Source organism: Escherichia sp. KTE52, from assembly GCF_000408325.1.
Taxonomy (GTDB): Bacteria; Pseudomonadota; Gammaproteobacteria; order Enterobacterales; family Enterobacteriaceae; genus Escherichia; species Escherichia marmotae.
In genome coordinates this window covers 2,182,582-2,201,667 of the sequence record NZ_KE138680.1, presented here as the reverse complement: position 1 = coordinate 2,201,667, position 19,086 = coordinate 2,182,582, and the positions used below count along the sequence as shown (strand labels likewise).

12 protein-coding genes are annotated in these 19,086 nt (G+C 49.4%); 4 read left to right on the top strand and 8 right to left on the bottom strand.

The window, feature by feature from the left end; all coding sequences use genetic code 11:
• Positions 1-56 precede the first annotated feature (56 nt).
• A complete protein-coding gene (gene prpB, locus A1SC_RS01570; RefSeq protein ID WP_001515833.1) occupies positions 57-947 on the bottom strand; it encodes a methylisocitrate lyase in 891 nt (296 codons plus the stop codon).
• A 236-nt stretch (positions 948-1,183) separates the two neighbouring features.
• Here prpB and prpR point away from each other — a divergent pair, with 236 nt between their 5' ends.
• Positions 1,184-2,770 (top strand): propionate catabolism operon regulatory protein PrpR, encoded by a 1,587-nt coding sequence (gene prpR, locus A1SC_RS01575; protein WP_016262969.1) that lies wholly within the window; start codon positions 1,184-1,186, stop codon positions 2,768-2,770.
• 110 nt (positions 2,771-2,880) lie between these two features.
• Here the strand turns inward: prpR and yahO are convergent, their stop codons facing one another.
• Positions 2,881-3,156: a DUF1471 family periplasmic protein YahO gene (yahO, locus tag A1SC_RS01580; protein ID WP_000848012.1), complete on the bottom strand. Its 276-nt coding sequence runs from the start codon at positions 3,154-3,156 to the stop codon at positions 2,881-2,883.
• A 583-nt stretch (positions 3,157-3,739) separates the two neighbouring features.
• Here yahO and A1SC_RS24840 point away from each other — a divergent pair.
• A complete protein-coding gene (locus A1SC_RS24840) occupies positions 3,740-6,394 on the top strand; it encodes an autotransporter outer membrane beta-barrel domain-containing protein (protein ID WP_024214661.1) in 2,655 nt (884 codons plus the stop codon).
• A gap of 133 nt (positions 6,395-6,527) precedes the next feature.
• Positions 6,528-7,160, top strand: coding sequence for a LysE family transporter (locus A1SC_RS01585; RefSeq protein WP_016262967.1), 633 nt, complete (start codon positions 6,528-6,530; stop codon positions 7,158-7,160).
• Between the two features lie 388 nt (positions 7,161-7,548).
• Here A1SC_RS01585 and zorD read toward each other — a convergent pair whose 3' ends face one another.
• Genes zorD through zorA1 form a run of 4 tightly spaced genes read right to left on the bottom strand, consistent with a single transcriptional unit; the run spans position 7,549 to position 15,876 of the window.
• A complete protein-coding gene (gene zorD / locus A1SC_RS01590) occupies positions 7,549-10,788 on the bottom strand; it encodes a type I Zorya anti-phage system protein ZorD (RefSeq protein WP_016262966.1) in 3,240 nt (1,079 codons plus the stop codon).
• Positions 10,788-12,575, bottom strand: a complete 1,788-nt coding sequence (gene zorC, locus A1SC_RS01595; protein WP_016248392.1) for a type I Zorya anti-phage system protein ZorC — start codon at positions 12,573-12,575, stop codon at positions 10,788-10,790. Before zorC ends, zorD begins: the two co-directional genes overlap by 1 nt.
• Positions 12,572-13,309 (bottom strand): type I Zorya anti-phage system protein ZorB1, encoded by a 738-nt coding sequence (zorB1, locus tag A1SC_RS01600; protein WP_000483326.1) that lies wholly within the window; start codon positions 13,307-13,309, stop codon positions 12,572-12,574. Before zorB1 ends, zorC begins: the two co-directional genes overlap by 4 nt.
• Before the next feature lie 11 nt (positions 13,310-13,320).
• Positions 13,321-15,876 (bottom strand): type I Zorya anti-phage system protein ZorA1, encoded by a 2,556-nt coding sequence (gene zorA1, locus A1SC_RS01605; RefSeq protein ID WP_016262965.1) that lies wholly within the window; start codon positions 15,874-15,876, stop codon positions 13,321-13,323.
• 412 nt (positions 15,877-16,288) lie between these two features.
• Here zorA1 and A1SC_RS24250 point away from each other — a divergent pair, with 412 nt between their 5' ends.
• A complete protein-coding gene (locus A1SC_RS24250) occupies positions 16,289-16,456 on the top strand; it encodes a hypothetical protein (RefSeq protein ID WP_010377087.1) in 168 nt (55 codons plus the stop codon).
• A gap of 142 nt (positions 16,457-16,598) precedes the next feature.
• Here A1SC_RS24250 and A1SC_RS01610 read toward each other — a convergent pair whose 3' ends face one another.
• Positions 16,599-17,981 (bottom strand): amidohydrolase family protein, encoded by a 1,383-nt coding sequence (locus tag A1SC_RS01610; RefSeq protein ID WP_016262964.1) that lies wholly within the window; start codon positions 17,979-17,981, stop codon positions 16,599-16,601.
• Positions 17,982-17,990: 9 nt separating this feature from the next.
• On the bottom strand, positions 17,991-18,941 hold the full coding sequence (locus A1SC_RS01615; protein ID WP_000661655.1) for a carbamate kinase family protein: 951 nt from the start codon (positions 18,939-18,941) through the stop codon (positions 17,991-17,993).
• Positions 18,942-19,086: the final 145 nt, after the last annotated feature.

The window sequence follows — 19,086 nt, the reverse complement described above, 5'->3', positions numbered from 1 at the left end:
TCGCGTCAGCGGCGCATCAGGCATTGGTTGTCGGATACAACCAACGGGCGTTTGTTTTATTTCGCCTGACTACGGGCAAACAGATCGTCGAGCTTCTCTTCGTACTGGTAGTAGTTGATGCTTTCGTACAGCTCGTTGCGGGTTTGCATGGTGTCGATGACGCTTTTCTGCGTGCCTTCCTGACGCAGGACGTTGTAGACATGTTCGGCAGCGCGGTTCATGGCGCGGAACGCTGACAGAGGGTACAGCGCCATTGCGACATGAGCGCTGCGTAATTCATCGGTGGTAAACAGCGGCGTAGCGCCAAATTCGGTAATGTTGGCAAGGATCGGCACCTGCACCGCATCGGCAAACTGGCGGTACATGGCGAGTTCGGTAATCGCCTCCGGGAACAACATCTCGGCACCGGCTTCAACGTAAGCCTGCGCACGCTCAATCGCCGCGTCCAGCCCTTCAACCGCCAGCGCATCGGTGCGCGCCATGATCACAAAATCAGGATCGGTTTTCGCATCCACCGCCGCACGGATCCGATCCACCATCTCCTCTTTCGAGACGATCGCTTTATTCGGACGATGACCGCAGCGTTTCGCACCAACCTGATCTTCAATATGCAGCCCCGCCGCACCGGCCTTAATCATCGATTTCACTGTACGAGCGACGTTAAAGGCCGAAGAGCCAAAACCAATATCAGCATCGACCAGCAACGGCAGCGAGCAAACGTCGGTAATACGGCGAATATCGGTCAGTACATCATCAAGGGTAGAAATACCGAGATCGGGCAACCCCAGCGAACCGGCCGCCACACCGCCGCCGGAGAGATAAATTGCCTGATATCCGGCACGCTGTGCCAGCAACGCATGGTTAGCGTTAATGGTGCCGACAATTTGCAACGGGGTTTCTTTGGTGAGTGCGGCGCGAAACGCTTTACCTGGAGAGTGTAGAGACATAGCCCATCCTTTGTTATCAACTTGTTATTTCGTTGATAAACACAAAGCAAGGGCTGTGCCACAATTACTCAAATCAAACTAAGTATTAAATTTCAATAAGTTATTAAAACCACGCTTAATTAATCCGCAAATATGCGTTTCAGTTAACGTTTCAGACAATGTTTCACTGCGTTTCATTGCAACAATGATGAAACAAGTCTAAACCCAATATTCGGTTTCTTGATTTATGGCGCGCAATGGCACATCCACCTCGACTTAACGACGATAAACCGGTTATCTGGACAGTATCGGTGACGCGCTTGTTCGAGCTGTTTCGCGATATCAGCCTCGAGTTTGATCACCTGGCGAACATTACCCCTATCCAGCTTGGCTTTGAGAAAGCGGTGGCCTACATCCGTAAGAAACTGGCAAGCGAACGCTGCGACGCCATCATCGCCGCAGGCTCTAACGGCGCGTACCTGAAAAGCCGCCTGTCGGTGCCGGTGATTCTGATTAAACCCAGCGGCTTTGACGTATTACAGGCGCTGGCAAAAGCGGGAAAACTCACCTCGTCTATCGGCGTCGTCACCTATCAGGAAACTATCCCGGCGCTGGTGGCTTTTCAAAAAACGTTTCATTTGCGCCTCGACCAACGCTGCTACATCACCGAAGAAGACGCACGTGGGCAGATCAACGAACTGAAAGCCAACGGCGCCGAAGCGGTAGTTGGTGCTGGGCTGATTACCGATCTGGCAGAAGAAGCCGGGATGACCGGCGTTTTTATCTATTCTGCCGCCACCGTGCGCCAGGCATTCAGCGATGCGCTGGATATGACGCGCATGACGCTACGCCATAACGCCCACGATGCGACCCGCAACGCGCTGCGTACTCGCTACGTTCTGGGCGATATGCTCGGTCAATCGCCACAGATGGAACAGGTGCGGCAAACCATTTTGCTGTATGCCCGCTCAAATGCTGCGGTGCTGATTGAGGGAGAAACAGGAACCGGCAAAGAGCTGGCAGCGCAGGCAATTCATCGGGAATACGTTGCCCGCCACGATGCGCGACAGGGGAAAAAATCGCATCCGTTTGTTGCCGTTAACTGCGGGGCGATTGCTGAATCACTGCTGGAAGCGGAGTTGTTTGGCTATGAGGAAGGGGCATTTACCGGCTCGCGACGCGGAGGCCGCGCCGGGCTGTTCGAAATTGCCCACGGCGGCACGCTGTTTCTGGATGAGATAGGCGAAATGCCGCTGCCGTTGCAGACTCGCCTGCTGCGGGTATTGGAAGAAAAAGAGGTCACCCGCGTCGGCGGGCATCAACCGATTCCGGTGAATGTGCGAGTTATCAGCGCCACCCACTGCAATCTGCAAGAGGATATGCAGCAAGGGCGGTTTCGCCGTGTTCTGTTTTATCGGCTGAGTATTTTGCGCCTGCAGTTACCCCCACTACGCGAGCGGGTTGCGGATATTCTGCCGCTGGCGGAAAGCTTTTTGAAAGTGTCACTGGCAGCACTTACCGCCCCGTATTCTGCTGCGTTACGCGAGGGGTTAAATACCTGCCAGGCGGTGTTATTGCACTATAAGTGGCCGGGGAATATTCGCGAACTACGCAATATGATGGAACGACTGGCGCTATTTTTAAGCGTGGAACCGATGCCAGATTTAACGCTGCAATTTCTGCAGCGATTATTGCCAGAACTGGCCAAAGAATCGGTTAACGTTATCGCCGCCACCGTGCTGACACCACGGCAGGCGCTGGAGAAATTTAACGGCGATAAAACAGCAGCAGCGAATTATTTAGGCATCAGCCGCACGACGTTCTGGCGGCGATTAAAAAATTAAATTGCCGGACGCGGCGTGAACGCCTCATCCGGCCTGCAAAACTATGAATATCAATATGTTGCATTTACTGATAAACGTGCGCATTAGGCATGTTTACATGGACTTAAGAATTACTTCTTCTTATAAATATTTGCCGTGCCGTGGATCTTATTGTCAGTCTGACCGGAGGTCAGCACTAACACATCAGCCCCTTTTTCATCCGCTTTTTTGATCAAATCTTCTTTCGCATCTGCGGTCGACATTTCATTACTTGTTGAAATATCACCTATTTTTTCATATTGCGATTCAACCTTTTCAAATTCCGCTTTGGTCATCAATTCCGCTGCATAAACGTTTGTGACAACAAAAGCTAACGCACCAACTAAGAGCTTAGTTCCAGTTTTCATCGGTGAACTCCATGATGTGTGATTAGGCTAATACCCTGAAGCTAACAGTCATCATCAGGGTTGATTAATAAGTAGTTCAGCGATTAAGAAAAATCTATAGCAAAAGAGAATATATTTGTATTATTCTTAATGTGAATTCCACTTCTCCTGCCAGTTAATAACTCTTCCTGCAATTGTCGCTGGTATCATTTGAATTATTTTTTATAATAATCTCAAATTTTCACCCTGCCAGAAACTCAATGTAAAAATCATGAAGTCCACATCATTTTTCTTAATAAAAAAACTTTAACCATCTATTTAATTGATTTATATAAGCTTTATTTATTGCACTTTTATAGTTCTTAAGACGATTTATTATTATTTTTTTCAGAAATACCATGTTAACATATTGACATCGATGACAAACCACAAAAAGCTATCAATGCAATAAATAACTAACACTTTAATATATTTATTGCAGCATCTGTTACAGATATTCTTATTTAGAGAATTGCATACTTACGCCTTGCAAGGTTTCAGGAAGAAAAGATGTGCAATAGAAAAGCATTTCGCCATTTAATTTTTAAGGATAAAAGTGAGTGATATGAAATCAGCAAAAAAAAGCTTATCGACACGGGCGATAGCCATTTATACCATATTATTTACGCCAGTATCCTTGGCTATCACCCCACCTGTAAATTCAGATAGTAATGTTGTCATTAATAATAATGAAGAGATAAAACTCATTGCGTCAGAAGGCTACGATCCCGGATGGGAGCATTTTAACTCATTGAAAGTAGGTGAAGACTCTAATGGTTCATTACTCATTGATAATCTTTCACTTACCACTTCAGCAGCCAGCATTGGTAATAATGCTGAAGGCTCCATCACTTTAACAAACCATACCAACTGGCAGTTCGACACACCTTCCTCCAATATTTTTTTAGGCACTAACGAAGGCTCCGGTACGTTATACGTGTTAGATGGTAGTAAGATAAGTGGCCTGCAATCAATAAGAGTTGGTGAGTTTTATGGTGATGCCAGGGGGACGTTGGTTATTGATGGGGAAAGCTCATCAGTCACCTCTAAAATTGCTATTGTTGGCGATCAGGGAACAGGGAAAGTATCTGTTACTAATGGCGGAACACTCACTTCCCTGACTCAAATGAATATTGGGTATGTTGACGCCCATTCTTCTCTGTCAGCTAACCAGAGTAGCTATGGAGAAGTTCTGGTTGCCGACAAAAATTCAACAGTAAATGCCCCATATATACTTCTTGGCGGATATAATACATCTTCCGTTTCTGATACTACCGGAATTCTCACTGTCAGCAACGATGGTGTAATCAATGCGAATTCATATATCTGGGTTGGTGTCTCCTCTAACGGAACAGGAATGTTAAATATTGGAGGTGCGCAAGGTGAGGCTGCGCAGCCTGCTGGTTCAATTAATACACCCCGAATTTATTTAGGGGGGACAAATGCGTCAACCACTTCAATATTAAACTTTAATCACACCAACGCTGATTTTGTTCTGACCTCATACATAGACGGTAAAGGCCAGGTTAACCAGGTAGGTTCCGGAACAACCACATTATCCGGCTCGAATATCTATACTGGTGATACCTATATAACTAAAGGCAGCCTACGCGCTGGTAAAGTAGATACCTTCAGCCCCAACTCCGATTATATTGTCGACAGCGGTGGAGATCTCGATTTAAACGGTTATTCACAAACGTTAAAAACGCTGGCACTGGCTGGAACAGCAACGTTGTCTGCGTATGAAAATGGCCACGAGTTCACGCCGACCACACTGACCATTAACGGTAACTATACTGCCAATGATGGTTTGTTAGTCATGCATACGGTATTAGGCGATGATAATTCCGTAACGGATAAACTCATCGTAAAAGGTGATACTTCCGGTAGTACCCGCGTCATGGTCAACAATGCGGGCGGTCTGGGCGCGGATACTCTGGAAGGGATAAAAATTGTGGAGGTTGACGGCCTGTCAGAGGGCGTTTTCAGTAAAGAAGGTCGTATTGTTGCCGGTCCCTATGACTACAACGTGGTAAAAAGCGACAACCAGAACTGGTTTTTAACCAGTGAAATTCCCGCAGGACCGTATACCCCACCGGAACTGCCCGTCATCCCGGAACCAGACCCTGAGCCCCCTGTAACACCAGAACCCCCTGTAACACCAGAACCCCCTGTAACACCAGAACCGCCTGTGACACCGGAGCCACCTGTTACGCCATCTGTTCCACAACCAGAACGAAAACATCTGTATCGCCCGGAAATTGGCAGCTATCTGACCAATATTCAGGCGGCAAATACGCTGTTTAATACCCGACTGCATGACCGTCTGGGGGAAACACAATACACCGACCTGCTGACCGGCGAGCAGAAAGTAACCAGCCTGTGGATGCGTAACATTGGCGGGCATAATCGCTTTAAAGATCGTTCGGATGAATTGAGCACCCAGAGCAACCGTTATGTTCTGCAACTGGGCGGCGACCTCGCACAATGGAGCAGTAATGACCTTGATCGCTGGCATCTCGGCTTAATGGCTGGCTATGCCAACAGCAAGAGTCACACCCATTCCAACCTGACCGGGTACAGCTCACGTGGGCAAATCGACGGCTACAGTGTGGGGGTGTATGGCACCTGGTACGCTAACGAAGCGGACAAAACCGGGACTTATGTTGATAGCTGGTTGCTCTATAACTGGTTTGATAACACCGTCTCCGGCGAGTACCTGCCGGGTGAGAAATATCACTCTGACGGCATAACCGCTGCCATTGAAGCGGGTTATACCTTCCGTCTTGGTGAAAGCGCCGATGCGCGTACCAGCTACTGGTTGCAGCCAAAAATGCAACTGACGTGGATGGATGTGAAGGCAGACAATCATACTGAAGACAATGGCACTCTGGTTGAGGACAGCACCGAAGGCAACCTGCAAACGCATCTGGGGGTGAAAGCGTATCTGCAAGGCCATAATGCTCTTGATGAGCATAAAGAGCGTTCCTTCCAGCCTTTTGTGGAAGCCAACTGGATTTATAACTCCCGCAATTACAGTGTGAAGATGGATGGCATCAGCGATGAAATCATCGGTGCGCGTAACATCGGTGAGTTAAAAGTCGGGGTGGAAGGTCAGCTTAATCCGCGTCTGCAACTGTGGGGCAACGTCGCCCAGCAGTTGGGTGACAACGGTTACAGCGATACCCAGGGAATGCTGGGTATGAAATATCTCTTTTGATGCCACTTTGCCACCTGTCGCGTACAGGTGGCACTCTTTTTAGATCCGCGTTCTTTGTGATCGCGCTCGCATTCAGTCATTTTTACTATAAATATGATGAAGTTAATTCAGCTTATTTATGAGTGAAATCACTATGGTTCCTTTGCACGCCGTTTACCTGACCGTTGGACTGTTCGTTATCACCTTTTTTAATCCCGGGGCAAATCTCTTTGTCGTGGTTCAAACCAGTCTGGCTTCAGGCCGTCGCGCGGGCGTACTCACCGGGCTTGGTGTCGCGTTGGGCGATGCCATCTATTCCGGGCTGGGGTTGTTTGGAATGGCAACGCTCATTACCCAGTGTGAAGAGATTTTCTCACTCATTAAAATCGTCGGCGGCACTTATCTCTTATGGTTTGCCTGGAACAGTATGCGCCGACAATCAACACCACAGATGAGCGCGCTACAACAGCCCCTTAGTGCCCCGTGGTATGTATTTTTCCGCCGTGGATTAATTACCGATCTCTCTAATCCACAAACAGTTTTATTTTTTATCAGTATCTTCTCAGTGACGTTAAATACAGAAACGCCGACCTGGGCGCGTTTAATGGCCTGGGCAGGAATTGTGCTCGCGTCTGTTATCTGGCGTGTATTTCTTAGCCAGGCGTTTTCTTTACCGACCGTGCGTCGCGCATACGGGCGTATGCAGCATGTCGCCAGTCGGATTATTGGTGCAATTATCGGTGTCTTCGCGCTACGGCTGATTTATGAAGGGGTAACACAGCGATGAGCTGATAATGGTATATCCAGGTCATCAACTTAATTGAGAAGTTGGACCGCCATCGAGGCCTCGAACCCCGTACCATACAACAATCCTGGTTGTCGTCTGCTCTTCCTGATGAGCTAATGGCGGTTTTTGATATGAGCCTTACAGTATTATTCGCTGTCAGGCTTTGGTGCGATGCATAAGATACAGAAAGCGCCCCATGCAAACTTGATGGAATTATGATTTTTTTCATATAAATGTCAACTCATACATTCACAAAATATATTTATTATTCATAAACCAAGCAACACCGAATCCCTGTCGGTTGACTTGCCCTGCCCCGGCATATTCAGGGTTATAGAAGGGGGCAACTTCGCGCTCTTTTAAGTCTTGTCATCAACCATTGCGTTCCCTATGTCGGGGGAGCGCCCGCCAGCACCGCTTCAAAATCTGCGGCGGTCAGATCGCTTGCCCCTTTGAGCATATCTCTGGCCAACGCTCTGCGTCGGTTCAGTAATTCATCCAGCGTTTCTTCAAAAGTCATTAACTGGCTATCACGCACTGTCGGATAATAGACGTAAACATCTTTCTGCTGCCCAATGCGGTAGGCTCTGTCAGTCGCCTGATCTTCCTTCGCCGGATTCCAACAGCGGGTAAAGTGGATGACATGATTCGCTTTTTGGACATTGACGCCAAACCCAACGGCGATGGTGGATAAAATAATAACGTTAAAACCTAGCGTTGATTGAAATGCATCGATCAGGCTCTGACGATTTTGGTCACTGCCAGATTTGGTGCTGGTATCACCATTAATAATAAAAGGCTTAAAGCCAAAATGCTGCGCAATCAGATGTTGCAGCTCTCGTTGAATATCGCGCAGTTCCGTAAAAATAATCACTTTGTCATCAGATGACTGGCGAATGGTGTTTAACGTCTCCAGCAGCCATTTTACTTTCGGAGCATCGTTACGTAAGCGCAAATCTGCACTTACGGAATAAGGCCATGCGCAAATAAGTTTCAACCGATGCAGCAACCCCAGCATACCTGAGCCTCGTTGATCCAGCCCTTCGCTGATCTCCTGTTGGTTTTGCCAGCTTACAACCGAGTGGGTATAGAGATCCCGTTGCAATGGCAGCATATTCAACTGTTTACAGTACTGATCTTCAATCTTATCCGGCAGATCTTTCGCTACTTCTTCTTTGGTGCGGCGCAGTGTCTGCGGTTCTATTAATTTGCGTAGCGATTCGAGGACAGCATTATCATTCTGTTGCTCAATGGGGCGCAGATAATCTTTACCAAAATTATTTAAAGCCCCCAACAACCCCGGCTGAACGAAGTCAAATAAACACCACAGATCGACAAGGGTGTTTTCGACTGGTGTTCCGGTACATGCGACTTTAAATTGCGCCTGAATGGCTTTTGCCGATTGGGTTATTAATGCCGCCGGATTTTTGATTTTCTGCGCTTCGTCGCACACCATTATGGACCAGGGCTGACGAGCCAGGGAAAATTCCTGATCGCGCAACGTCTCGTAGGTAGTAAGAACAATATGCGCGTCACCCACCCAGTCATTTTGCAGTAAGTTCTTAATGCCCTTGCTTTTAAGTGCCTGAGGAATGCTCTCTTTCGCGCACTTCTTCGCCTTAAGCTCATTACCATAGAGTTTTAAAATCGACACCTGCTCGCGCAGGAAGAAATTCCCGACCTCACGTTCCCAGTTATCGAGTAACGATACCGGAGCAACAATCAGCGAGGGGGGCGCATCCGGGAAACGTTCTCGATGCCAGATGAGAAAGGTTAAAATCTGTAAGGTTTTACCCAACCCCATATCGTCCGCCAGTAAACATCCCGCCGTCTCGGTTGGCGACTTTAGATACAACTGTTGGAGCCACGCCACCCCTTTACGCTGATGTTCACGTAGCTGAATGGACGTTTTGAGGATCATCGGCAGTTCGACTTCTGCCTGATGTGCGCCGAGCAAGGAATCCCGCCGTTGTTTAACATACAGCGCCTGCTCAATATTTTGTTCTATCAGCAGAACGGCACGACTAACCGGTTCACTGCTTACGCCATCATTTGTTTCGCCATCGATTTTCTTTTTCCATTTATCGTGGAAAATTTCTGCTTCTTCGCGAGGCAAAAGGTTGTCGTTCCAGGGCATGGCAACTTCCGGCGCATCCGTGGCTTTTGCCTCTTCCAGCCGCTCTTCCAGTTCCTGAAAATGTTGATGATTATCGAGATCCCAGCCAGAGAACATGACCTCGCACATCTCTTGCGCAAGGTTCTCCGGAAGCCATTTTTCACTTTCACTTTTGACCAGATAAGGCGAACTGATTTTTTCAAATTCACCGATCCCGATAACCCGGTCACTGTATTTGTTGAGATCGAGAACGTGGGTAAAATTCATTCCCGCCGCCTGTTGCTGCCAGTTTTCAAGCAACGCCTGATAACCTTGCAGTTCTTCCTGGCTGAATCTGGAAAGCTCCAGATCGTAACCCTGCCAGACTCCGGCGGGCAGTTGTGCCGCTAACTTTTGTTCCAGTTCAGAGAGCAACGCCGCCAGTTCACCTGGGCGTTTAAAGATATAGGTTTCATCCGGCACGGATTGTTCAGTTCTGGGGCTGAGAAAAAGCGTTACAGATGCAATTTGCCTGTTTTCATCGATCTGCGGCTCCAGACGAAAATCATAAAAGTAGATCCCGGCGTCCTGTAAATTCTGCTCGTAAACGTCAGGATCGAGCACCTGGCTCGCCTCTTCACCAATCCAGGTGTAGGGATTGCGAACAAATGAGAGCGCATCATCCCCCGCCACGCGACGCCCGGTAATAGCGTGCACGGAGGTCAGGACGTCTTTGACTTCAGGAGAAAGAATGACATGATTTAAGACACCATCATCCCCTAAAACACGGTAACGATCCTGCACCTGTTGCGTACGGTCAAAAATCTGTAACCAGTTTGCAGGCTGCTCATCAAAAACCGGTTCAATTTCCAGTACCGGAGTATCTACCACCAGCGATTTTCGCAGTTTTAACTGTAACGATTCTGGCCTGATAACGATCGTTTTTGCGAGATAGTCATCCAGTTTTGCCCCTGCTTTTTTGGCCTGCCGCCGTATTTTAGCCCAACTGGTTTGGTTGACCGTTTCGCCCGGCGTCTGTCGCTGCTGCAATCTGAGTTGCTGTAGTGCGTCCAGAAGCTGCCAGTTCTCTTCGCTTAACACAAAGGTGCCTTCCGCAGAGGAAAAACTGGCTCCCGTGCAAGTTATTCCGACGGGGCGATAGTCGTCGGGCTGCGTCCATTTATCAATGAAAACGCGAAAAGTATCATCGCTAATACTTCCCGTTGCAGCAAGATGAGCCGTCAGATTGCGCTGTGGAGGAAAAGCGAAAATCGCCAGGCTGCTGGCATAGTCATCATTTTTCCGGATGCGATAAAAATCATCCCAGCTAAGAAACCAGCAATCAGACCAGTGTGAAACATAATCTTCCTCATGAAGCTGTTCCAGACATGAGGCGACAGGCCAGTTATCTTCACTATCAGCAAGACTAAAGGGGAAAGCAAAGCCCTCCTCTTTCATTACATACAGCGGCACAAATGAAGCGGGTAGTGAGGTATTCTCTTTAATAAATTTACCCAACAATTTTTTGAACACTATTTGCTCCAGTAAGTAAATTTACCCAGCACCGGTTTAAACCCGAGGCTGAGTAATTTTTGCGCCGCTTCATGGTCAGGCTCATTGAACTGAATGTGGATTGCGCCCCCCAGCCCTCGTTTATCCATCACTTTACAATCGACCGAACGAATAACCTCCCGGATTTGCTGTTCCCGGCCAGGTAGCTCTTTTTTGGCTTTTAACGCTGAGGCGATGATGTTGGTTTGCTCTTCCCGGTCTGACTTTGCATCACTGACTTCATGTTCAGGCAACGATGCAGGCTCTGGCCGACTCACGGTCTTTGACGCATTGAAGCGGGAGGCATCCAAAGTGACAGAGGGCTGATTTACATCTTCCGCAACGTAATCAATACCCAACTTACGAAGTTCTTCGTCATATCGGCTCATCCAACCTTCAATTCGGTTGAGTGAGTAGCGAAATACCGGCGACAAATGCGGTAAACGCAACCGGACTTTGCGCCGGTTATTCCGCTTATCTTTCAGATCATAATCAATATCAAGAATGCCGGTTTCCGGATTAAAGGGCGCATTCCCCATATGGTAGGCATACATCGCCCCCACTTTCGAAAATTCGACAAACAGATAATCGCCAATGCGCATAATCATGGCATTGTTATCGCGTGAACCAGAGCCTTGCAGGCGGCTTAATCGCCCTGCGTTTTTCGCCCTGAACTCAACATAATCGGCATCTTTGGATCGCAGCGCCTCTTCGCCCAGCACAATGCGCGTATAGCTCATCTGATTGGCAAAACGTAGCCAGTAGAACAGGCGCGCATGGTCAACATCCCGATTGCCTTTCAGCAACTCAAAGAACAGTTTCAGGTCGTCTTTGGCGAACCACCCTTGCACCATCAGTAATACGGGATTTTCAACGTGAACCTGCCAGCTTTTATTACGACTGGTTAACTGCGGATTTCCCCAATATTCCAGGGCCAATTGCTTGAGTTCGAAATGTGTTTGATGTTTAAAAGCCGACTGATAATAACGGGTCAAAGTGGCTGCCAGAATATTATCTTTAAACCGCGTAAGCTGGCGGCTTAACGCGATAAGCGAATTAATTTTCTGCTGAAAATCATCGTCATTCTGGCGAAAAATCTCATTGACCAGGTGGTTAACAATTTTGCGCCATAACCAACTGGTTTGCGGAATTTGCGCAACTTTCTCCAGCACCGAAATATCCGTTATTTCTCCGCGCCCGAGCTGTTGTCCGAGAAGAAACCCTGCATTATCGGTAAAAATATCGCTATAGGTGTCAATGACCGACATCCAGGACATCTGACGCGGCGCGCTCTCCTTAAGTTTTTGAAAACCGTGGGCAATCTGCGTGCGTAGCTGCAGCCACTGCGGATTCTTTTCTGGCGTATCGCTGGCATGACCAAAATAGCTGGTACATAACGCCAGCCATTCCCGCCGCGTTAACCGCCGCTGCGCAATTTTTTGTTCAATTTCAGCGATAATTCTCGCAAAGTTTGTTGCATCATCCATCAATGCAATTTCAAACAGATCGCCTTCTGCTACATCATTGAGGCCAAAAAAAATCATCTTCCATTCGAAGGGCTTTGGCATCTCCCCCGCACGCAGTCGGGCAATGGCCTGTCGGCGTTTCTCCAGAGGGGGAACCATCTTCACCGCGCGAGCATCTACCTTTCTCTCAAGTTGCGCGATAACGCGCTGAAGATAGTTAAAAGCGTGACTTACCGTCGGCTGCGCGTTCTGCTCTCTGTAGGGAAGTAAGCGGGTTTTCAGTTTTTCAATAGCGGAAGTCATTGCATGATTCCTAGCTGACAGGTTTCCTGGCTAATGCCTGGAACAACATCCATGCTTTCATCGTGCTTTTTGTCTTTCAGGCCAAAGAATTGCATCCGCAGTTCTACGCGACGGCTGGCCTCTTTGCTCTCTTTCGCATTGTTGAACGAAACCCCACCCGCCAGAAATAATTTGCGGATCTGGACTTGCTGTTCCGGGGTTATTTTTTGCTGTAGCGCGCTTCTGCTATCCAGCAAACTGCACATCACCCACTCCGAGCGTTGCAACGAAAGATGCAAGTTATAGAGATAAGAACCATCGGTATCCGTAAAACCTTCTATAACAATTTGCTTAAACCATTTTTTGCCTTCATCGCTATTTGCCGCCTCCAGCACTAACGGCACCACATCCTGTAGCGCCTGTAATCCTTCGGCGTTAAGCGCGAAGCGATTGTGCTCAAAACGCCCTGCTTCACCAAAGCTGATACGGTTATCATGGCAGTCAACCTGAATCGTCTTGTTGAGATTTTTTGCCTGAAGTTCAAGTTTTTCACACAGGCGAGCGATATCATGCCCGCGCGATTTCTCCCCGGCTTCCGCCTGCTGAATTCGCTGCGTAACAGAGCTAAGCGACGCCACCATCACCACCAGAAACAACACCATCATGGCAGTCATCAGATCTGCATAGGAGATCCAGAAAGGTTTTTCCGCTTCATCGCTGCGCCGTTGCCTGCCATTAAATACCCGGTTAAACATCAGCCTGTTCCTTACGCGCGACGATGACGGAGTACCGTTTCCAGCGTATCCACGCTTTCACCGATAATCTCAACCGAAGAACTTAAGGCTCCTGCCGCTTTAGTCAGTTGCGTATCCATCTCCTGTAGTGAACGATTCAGGCCGTTTTCCACCCCGGTCGTAAAGGATTCAAAACTGGTTCCCATCACCTCGGCAATGTTATGCAGGAACTCCTGAGCCTCGCGGTTATATTGTTGCAGGCGTTCGGAATACGCCTTCAGATCGTCAACAAAACGGCTGCGGGATGATTGTTCATCATGGCTACGGTTAATCAGCGTTTCGAGTGCGGTTATGGCATTCGCCACGACTTCACGGGTATTACGATAATCAGCAATCAATGCCCCCAACTCCGCGCTGGCACCGGAAAGCGTGCGCCCTGCCTGTTGCGTGCTATTCAGCACCTCGGCGGTCAATTGATTAGCCTCGGCAACGCGATCGCCCGCGGCTTCAAAGCGGTCGGCGGCCACGCGCATTTTGTCGGCTCCTGTTTGTATCTCTTCCAGATGGCGCGTGGTGTTTTGCGCCATCCGTTGCAGCAACTCGCCAGAGGCTGATTGCTGTTCACGTAGCATCTGCATCAGCGACTCAACCTGACTTTCAAGCTGACCAATGATTCGCTGCGCTTCCTGTTGCAACGCACTCTGCGCTGATTGCTGTTGCTGACTGAGCGACTTCTGACCGTCTTCCAGTTGTCCAAACAGGCTGCCAAGTTGGCTACCCAATTGATCAATACCGCTGGTCATTTTCTCTCGCAGGGCATCCTGGCTGGAATGCATGGTTTGCTGTAACGACGTCATAAACTGTTGTTGTTGCTCGGCCGCCGCCTGCTCACGCGCTTCGCTACGTGCCAGGAGCTGCTGAGTCTCTTCATGCAGCACGCGTTGCCCTTGTTCCTGAGTCTGGCTCATCTGTTTTTGCCCGGACTCCAGTTGGCTGAATACGCCCGCCAGGTTTTGCGTCAGCGCTTCCACCCCTTTGCTCATATTGCCTATCAGCAGATTTTGCGCCTGATTTTGCTGCTGATTAAGTTGCTGCTGGCCATTTTCCAGTTGTGCGAAAAGCGTTGCCATATGACTGCCAAGCGTATCCACAGAAGCCGCCATTTTTTCCATGGTTTCATTTTGCCCTTGCTGAACACTGGACTGGATAGCCTCAATAAAAGCGCGCATCTGTTCCGCCATCGCTTTTTCACGCGCTTCACTGTCGGCAAAGATTTTTTCCAGTTGTTGTGCCATCCGTTCGCCCGCACCCTCACCTTCTGCGCCAATACGGGCAACGGACTCCTGCAAACTACGCAGCATCTCATTCATCCCTGCCTGCATCTCCTGCTGACCGCTTTTCATTTCGCTTAACAGTTGAGAGATCAGTTGCGCGCTGCCCTGACGTGAGTCATCCCCGGCCTGACGCATATCCTGCAACAACGTAGAAAAACCGCTTTGCATCGACTGAATGGCTTCCACAGAACGCCCCATCATCTCCTGCATGGTGGTGAACTGCTGACCAAAGGTGTTATCCATTTTGCTCATAAAGGCAGTCAGGACGTTCTCCAGCATCGACTGCACACGATGGCTCTGATCGCCGGAAGCGGTTTGCACCACACCAGCAATTTTATCCAGCGGATTTTTCAGACTGGTTTCAATAGCGCCACTGACCTGTTCAGCAAACTGTTGGCCTGACTCGCGATATGTCGTTGATAATGTCTCTGCCAGCTTTTGATTTTCCCGCATCTGGCTATCTACCAGGTTTTGCAGCATTTCACGCAGGTCAGTGACCAGACCATCCTTAAGTTGCCTCGCATGGGTGGTGTTTTCTTTAGTACTGGAAAGAAGTTGCGAAAGGTAATCTTCACCGACGCCGCCTTCAAAAAGCTGGTCAATGCTGGCGGTAAGGAGTTCAAGATTTTTATAACATTGCGCCAGTCGCCATTTTTCAAACATGGTGACCAGAATAGAGAACGTAATAGCAAATGCCGAACCTAAAAACGCATACAGAACGTCGCGTAAAAGGTTAGCGACACTGGCGCTGACCTGCTCTGGCGTGCTGGGGTCAAAATGGTGCAAACCAATCATCAGCCCCGAAAAGGTGCCGATAATCCCAATTCCGGTCAGGATGCCTGGGAGATGTTTAAACGCTTCTGTATAGAGAGGAATTTCGACTAATAACGGTTCCGTAAACCATGCTGACGACGGAGCCGTTGAGCGGATGGTGCTAATTTTTTTTTGCCCGCTGTTTTCATCAAACTCAAACTGGCGATGTAGAGACTCTTTAAATTCGCTCCAGGGGTGCGCAAAAAATTTATCAGAGAATAACGCGTCTAATTTTTCGAGTTGTTGTGCCGGTTTTTCATTGCCAAGTAGCCGAATTGCTTTCGCTTTTTGTTTAAAGCGTGCTGAAACCCTAAATGAAGGAATAGCGTAACGGACAATGAAACCCAACAACAAAACCCCAACCACAATAGCGACATAAATCGGCACATTTTCTGGATTAACAGAGGTTAACGTGTCGAGGAACGAAGTCAGCGAAAACATCTAAATACCTTGAGTGAAGGAAAAGAAATTTGCAGGGCAGAACATCACCAGCAAGAAAAAAAACCGCCCGCTCATTATAGGAAAAGTCTCGATTTTTACATCTATAAAACGTTATATATCTCATAAAAACATTGATCAAACACATGCGTAAGAAATTTAAATCGCCTGATGGAAATAATTCACAGAATTTATGCTTTATGACACAAAGATTGTGGATTTTATTTTTTTGCCGCCGGGCTTACGGATGAAACTTTTTCATGGAGTGCGCGGCTTCTAATAACGTCCAGTCACTATTCAACGAGACAATTAAATGAGTGAGATTGACATTAAGGGCGATGAAACGCTGGTTGCTCTGCTACTGAACGCCGACAAAAACGAATACCACCAACGCCAATAAAGTCATTTTGCGAAAATGGCACAACAATCGCTTAATGCCGCAAAAGTCGCAATTAAGGACGCCCGTCAGGCGTTCGGCCAATTCCAGCAAAATATGCTGGATAAGCCGTTACAGACCAGCCGCATGTTGATGGAAATGAAAGATGGTAAACCGGTGAAGTGTTATGCGTTGCCGAATGCTTAAGGCGACTCGTAAGATTTGCTGTGTGGTTAGTGGAACCACACACTATTTCTCATGTTCAGGAGAATCAAAGCCAACAAAGCCATATTCAGGCGCCCCCATCCCTGGGGTTACTGCTCGCCGTTACAAACGCGTCAAATGCACATCACCCTGTCACACTCCCCCATACCAGTTGTCCTTTATGGAACGTCGCCGTGCGCGGCGAGATACGCGCCACCGCCTCGGCGGAACAGGAGGCATCCACCAGCACAAAACTGGCATCATCCTGCGCTTTTGGCCAGACGCGCTCGCCTTTTTCATTCAGCGGCAAAACGTCACCAGTGGCTAAAAACAGCGAACGGGACAGGTTTTGTTCGTTAGGGCGAATATAAAGCTGCGCGTACAAATTGGCTTTCTCCAGCATGTCGCCCAGGCCGTAAGGCGACCAGTGATCAATAACGCTGTCGGTGCCGGTCATCACTTTTACGCCCTTGTCGTGTAGCTGCTTGAGCGGCATATGCAACGTGCCAATCGGCACCGTCGAGGCGATAGAAATTTGCTGCGCCGCCATCCGGTGCGCCAGTTCATCTACCTGTTGCTCGTTGAGCATGGCCAGCGCAAAGGCGTGGCTGATGGTCAGCTTGCCTTTTAGTTGCGGCGTTTTCTCTACCGTTTCAACCATATAATTGATGGCCGCCACGCCCGCCGGAGTGGTTTCGTGCAGGTGAATATCGACGCCTTTGTCATAGTCCAGCGCAATCTGGAACATGGTGTCGAGAGATTTTTCCATCGCACCATCAACATTGGTCGGGTCCAGGCCGCCGACGTAATGCGCGCCTGCCTGCATCGCTTCGCGCATTAAGGGTTCCGATTTCGACAGCAGCAAACCGTGCTGCGGGAAGGCGACAATTTCACACTCGAAGCCCGCCTGACGTCGCGCCAGCACCGCCTGCAAATTTTGCAGATTTTTCAGGCCGGAAACCGGTTCGATATTGCAGTGGCTGCGGGCAATGGTGGTGCCTTTCGACTGCAATAAATCGATCAGTTTTTCCGCCCGCTCCTGAGTGTACGGTTGCAGCTCCGGCAGTATTTTCTGCTCGAGCTTGATCATGTCCTGGATGGTGGTGCCTGCCGGGCGATTGAGTGAACGCCACGGCCCGCCGTAAAAGGTTTTGTCGAGATGAATATGCATGTCGCGGGTGGTGGGCAACATCAACTTACCGCCAGCGTCATAGTGCGGCAGCGTGGCGTCCGGATGCTGCTTGTTCTCGCGCAGCGCAACAATTTTGCCGTCCTGAATCTCCACGGTCTGGCGCGCCGTGCGGGTCTGCACCGCCACGCCGTTTTCGTAGTCAAAACCGTTTTCCAGCAGCACGTTGTCGAGATAGTAATGCGGGTCAGTGATTTTCATGGTGTTGTTCGCTTCGCAGTGGATTGTGTCAGAGGCTGCCGCATGGGCAAGCGGCACAGACGTACCAAACAGCGCGGCGGCGGTGACCATCTTACCGCTCTGGCTCAGAAACTCACGGCGGCTATTGCTTTCTTTCATCTTACGTCCTTACGTTTTAATAATATGAGTGCCCGTTTCACCGCGCAGCGCCGCGGGCAGGCATTCCGGCGTGGTGATAATCACTTCTTTGCCGCCCTGTTCCAGGAACGTCAGGCTGGCGATGATTTTTGGCAACATGCTGCCGGGCGGGAAATGCCCTTCCTGCATATAACGGGTCATAGTGGCAATATCTACGCGATCCAGCGCCTGCTGCTGCGGTTTGCCAAAGTGGATACACACTTTTTCCACACCGGTGGTGATCACCAGAATGTCGGCGTGAATTTCACGCGCCAGTAGCGCGGTAGAGAGATCTTTGTCGATAACCGCGTCCACGCTTTGGTAATCCCCCGCTTCGCTGCGTACCACCGGAATGCCGCCGCCGCCCGCGCCAATCACCACAAAGCCCTGTTGGATCAGCGCTTTAATAGCAGGTGCTTCGACAATACGTTTCGGTTCCGGCGAGGCGACAACGCGGCGATAGCCCCGTCCGGCATCTTCTACAAAACGCCAGTCAGGGTTTGCCTTTTGTAATGCGTCACGCTGGGTTTCACTGAAGAATGCGCCAATAGGTTTGGTGGGATGAGCAAAACCCGGATCGTTTTTATCCACTTCCACCTGAGTCACCACGGTGACGGCTTTTTTCTCGCCGTGGCGGGCAAGCCGGTTATTCAGCGCCTGTTGGATCAGGTAGCCAATGCCGCCTTGCGTATCTGCCACACAGTTCGCCAGCGGCGTTAGGGGCAGCCCTTCTCGCTCATGGGCAATCTCCGCGCGGCGTAAATCCAGACCGACCTGCGGCCCATTGCCGTGGGTCAGCACAATGTCGTAATCGGAAGCCAGCATTTCCAGCACCGTATCGGCGACGGCTTTCACCGCCTCCGCCTGATGCTCAATCGACTGGCTGGCGTTATCTTTGATAATGCTGTTGCCACCAATGGCAACGACCACAAGTTCTTTCATGTTGTTATGTCCGCTACAGAGGATGATGGGGTTATGACCAACGCCAGACTGCCTGATGCGCTACGCTTATCAGGCCTACAATTCTCGTGCCACTCGCAGGCCGGATAAGGCGTTCTCGCCGCATCCGGCAATGGTGACAAATGCC

Bases quoted from the DNA above. Each gene is read 5' to 3' on its own strand.
- prpB (WP_001515833.1), bottom strand. From the start codon at position 947: ATGTCTCTACACTCTCCAGGTAAAGCGTTTCGCGCCGCACTCACCAAA.
- prpR (WP_016262969.1), top strand. From the start codon at position 1,184: ATGGCACATCCACCTCGACTTAACGACGATAAACCGGTTATCTGGACA.
- yahO (WP_000848012.1), bottom strand. From the start codon at position 3,156: ATGAAAACTGGAACTAAGCTCTTAGTTGGTGCGTTAGCTTTTGTTGTC.
- A1SC_RS24840 (WP_024214661.1), top strand. From the start codon at position 3,740: ATGAAATCAGCAAAAAAAAGCTTATCGACACGGGCGATAGCCATTTAT.
- A1SC_RS01585 (WP_016262967.1), top strand. From the start codon at position 6,528: ATGGTTCCTTTGCACGCCGTTTACCTGACCGTTGGACTGTTCGTTATC.
- zorC (WP_016248392.1), bottom strand. From the start codon at position 12,575: ATGACTTCCGCTATTGAAAAACTGAAAACCCGCTTACTTCCCTACAGA.
- zorB1 (WP_000483326.1), bottom strand. From the start codon at position 13,309: ATGTTTAACCGGGTATTTAATGGCAGGCAACGGCGCAGCGATGAAGCG.
- zorA1 (WP_016262965.1), bottom strand. From the start codon at position 15,876: ATGTTTTCGCTGACTTCGTTCCTCGACACGTTAACCTCTGTTAATCCA.
- A1SC_RS24250 (WP_010377087.1), top strand. From the start codon at position 16,289: ATGGCACAACAATCGCTTAATGCCGCAAAAGTCGCAATTAAGGACGCC.
- A1SC_RS01610 (WP_016262964.1), bottom strand. From the start codon at position 17,981: ATGAAAGAAAGCAATAGCCGCCGTGAGTTTCTGAGCCAGAGCGGTAAG.
- A1SC_RS01615 (WP_000661655.1), bottom strand. From the start codon at position 18,941: ATGAAAGAACTTGTGGTCGTTGCCATTGGTGGCAACAGCATTATCAAA.